This is a genomic window from Nitratidesulfovibrio oxamicus, from assembly GCF_015731765.1.
GTDB classification, from domain to species: Bacteria; Desulfobacterota; Desulfovibrionia; order Desulfovibrionales; family Desulfovibrionaceae; genus Cupidesulfovibrio; species Cupidesulfovibrio oxamicus.
This window is the reverse complement of the sequence record NZ_VRYY01000374.1, coordinates 1-2,517: the sequence shown is the minus strand read 5'-3', so window position 1 is coordinate 2,517 and position 2,517 is coordinate 1. Positions and strand designations below refer to the sequence as shown.

Genomic DNA, 2,517 nt, shown 5'->3' with positions numbered 1-2,517 from the left:
AGTACATCGAGCCGCTGCCCTTCACCGGCGATGCGGCCACGGCCATGCGCCGCCTGGCCGTGGCCCTGGGCGCCCTGCCCGGCTGCACCGTGACCGAAATGGACGGCCTGACCGTGCGCGCCCGGTGCCGCAGCAAGGTCTTCGGATTCATCGACGACGTGGTGTGCGCGGCAGACCCGGTAGCCTCCGTGGTGCACCTGCGTTCCGCCGCCCGTTCCGGCTGGTGGGACTTCGGCGTCAACCGCGACCGGGCGGAACAGTTGCGGCGCAGGTTCCTGGGATTGGTGCGGTAGCCCGGTACGCCGCCCCGCGCATTTCCGGTTGCCAAGCGGCCCTTGCGGGCGTAAAGCAGACCCCGCAGCGTGCCACGACCTGATCGCGGCACACCGGGCGGCGGCCACACGGCCCGCCCGCACCCCCAACAGGAGCACAGACGTGGATTCCGGCGACAGTAGTAGATGCCCCAGCGCATCGCACCGTTTCGCAACGACGCACCAGCGCCGCTGCCGCCGTCACGTCCGGGCCTGATCCCTTCCCGGTCCGCCCGGCGGCGTTGCGCGCCCCCGGAGGTGGACCATGTTCCGCAGACCGCTTTCCCTGTCTTCCGCATCTTCCCCGGTTTCCGACCGTTCCATCCGGCGCGCCCGCTGCCGGATGCACCGTCGCGTGCTGTCCGTGGCCCGTTCCGCGGACCCGTACTCGTGACGCTCCGCTGCCCCCGCCGCCGCATCCTGCCCTGATCCCGTGCATCGGGCCTGGCGCGGCGCGCGGCTGTTTCCGGCACGCGCGGCATGCGCCGCGCGCCAGATCACACCCCGGAACGGACGCAAGGAGCCTTGCCGTGTTCACCATTCACAAGACCATCGACGGCGCGATGACCCCCATCGACCACATCGAGCCCGACTGTTGGGTCAATCTTTCGAATCCTTCTGACGAAGAACTGCGCCGCGCCTCGGTGCTGCTGGGCATTCCGCTGGACTACCTGATCGACCCCCTGGACGCCGACGAACGCGCCCGCCTGGAGCACGAGGACGGCATACTGCTGCTGGTCATCCGCGTGCCCCTGGAAAACGAGACCGACGTGCGCGTGCCCTACCTTACGTTGCCCATAGGCATCGTGATCACCCCTTCCGCCGTGGTCACGGTGTGCCGCTCGCCGCGCGACATCGTCACCGAACTGCTGAACGGGCGCGCCCGCACCATGGATACGGCCCGCCGCCTGTGCCTGGCCATCCATCTGCTGCAACGCACCGCCATCACCTACCTGAACGACCTGAAGGACATCAACCGTCGCACCGCGTTCATCGAACAGCGTTTGCAACAGTCCACGCGCAATCAGGAACTCATAGAACTGCTGAACATTGAAAAGAGCCTCGTGTACTTCACCACGTCGCTCAAGGCCAACGACATCATCATGGAAAAGCTGCTGCGCACCCGTACTCTGCGCATCAGCGAAGAAGAAAGCGACCTGCTGGAAGACGCCATCACCGAAAACCGCCAGGCCATCGGCATGACCAACATCTACAGCGACATCCTTTCCGGCACCATGGACGCGTTTGCCTCCATCATTTCCAACAACATGAACACGGTGATGAAGTTCCTGACCGGGTTCACCATCATCCTGATGATCCCCAACATCATCACCGGCATCTACGGCATGAACATCGATACCCCCCTGCACGATTCGCCCCATGCCTTCGGCATCCTCTCCGGGTTGACCGTGGGGCTGTGCCTGGTGGCCTGGCTGGTGTTCATCAAGAAGCGCTGGCTGTAATCGCGCCCCCCTGACGCAACAACGTGACGCCCCGCCCGGCATGGCCGTGCGGGGCGTTCTGCGTTGGGGAAGAAGCGAAATCCGTGCGCCGCAGAGGGCAATTCGCAAACCCGCGCAGCACGGCGAAGCCGGGAAAAAGTGCTGGTGGACGCACTGCGATACGGCGGAGAAACCGATACTGCTACGGACCATTCCGCCACGGGATTGCTAGCGTTTGCCGTCCTTGTGCCGGGTCTTGGCCTCGGTGCGCTCCGGATTGCCCGCCAGATGCCGATGGCGCCTCACGGCCAGGCGGGCGAAGTCGCCCACGATGCGGGGCAGGTCGGAATCGTTCCAGATGTCCGCAAAGCCCGGCAACGCCCGCACCGATGGCGTCAGCACATACTCTTCGGTCGCTTCCGGCGCCAGCGTCACGTCGTCGTAGCGCACCGCCTCCGCCGTGCCCAAGGCGTCGGCCAGCAGCGTGGCCATGGTTTCGGCAAAGAACCTGCGCACTTCGTCGGGCGATTCGGCGCGGTCCAGCCGTTCCCGAAAGCCGGGCAACTGCGCCTGCTCCAGCCGGGTGAACGAAACCTGTCGGGTCATGGACACCTCCTTGCCGGGGCCGCCGTGACGAAGAAAGACGACGGACGCGCGGCCCCCGAAAGGTCCGCCGCCTTACCCCGAGCCTAGCAGAAATGCCCCCCCGCGCAAGCATGCGACGGGCGCGGCGCGTGCGGTGCGGGCCGCGCCTGCGCCCGTGC

The 2,517-nt window shown here is 66.5% G+C and carries 3 protein-coding genes; 2 read left to right on the top strand and 1 reads right to left on the bottom strand.

From position 1 onward, the window contains the following. The coding region (locus FVW20_RS12390; RefSeq protein WP_196609856.1) for a DUF1499 domain-containing protein at positions 1 to 293 on the top strand (293 nt) is incomplete at its 5' end. Between the two features lie 548 nt (positions 294 to 841). Continuing rightward, complete coding sequence (locus tag FVW20_RS12385) at positions 842 to 1,774, top strand: magnesium transporter CorA family protein (protein ID WP_196609855.1); 933 nt, start codon at positions 842 to 844, stop codon at positions 1,772 to 1,774. 207 nt (positions 1,775 to 1,981) lie between these two features. Here FVW20_RS12385 and FVW20_RS12380 read toward each other — a convergent pair whose 3' ends face one another. Then, positions 1,982 to 2,359: a hypothetical protein gene (locus tag FVW20_RS12380; protein ID WP_196609854.1), complete on the bottom strand. Its 378-nt coding sequence runs from the start codon at positions 2,357 to 2,359 to the stop codon at positions 1,982 to 1,984. Positions 2,360 to 2,517 lie beyond the last annotated feature (158 nt).

Bases quoted from the DNA above. Each gene is read 5' to 3' on its own strand.
- FVW20_RS12380 (WP_196609854.1), bottom strand. From the start codon at position 2,359: ATGACCCGACAGGTTTCGTTCACCCGGCTGGAGCAGGCGCAGTTGCCC.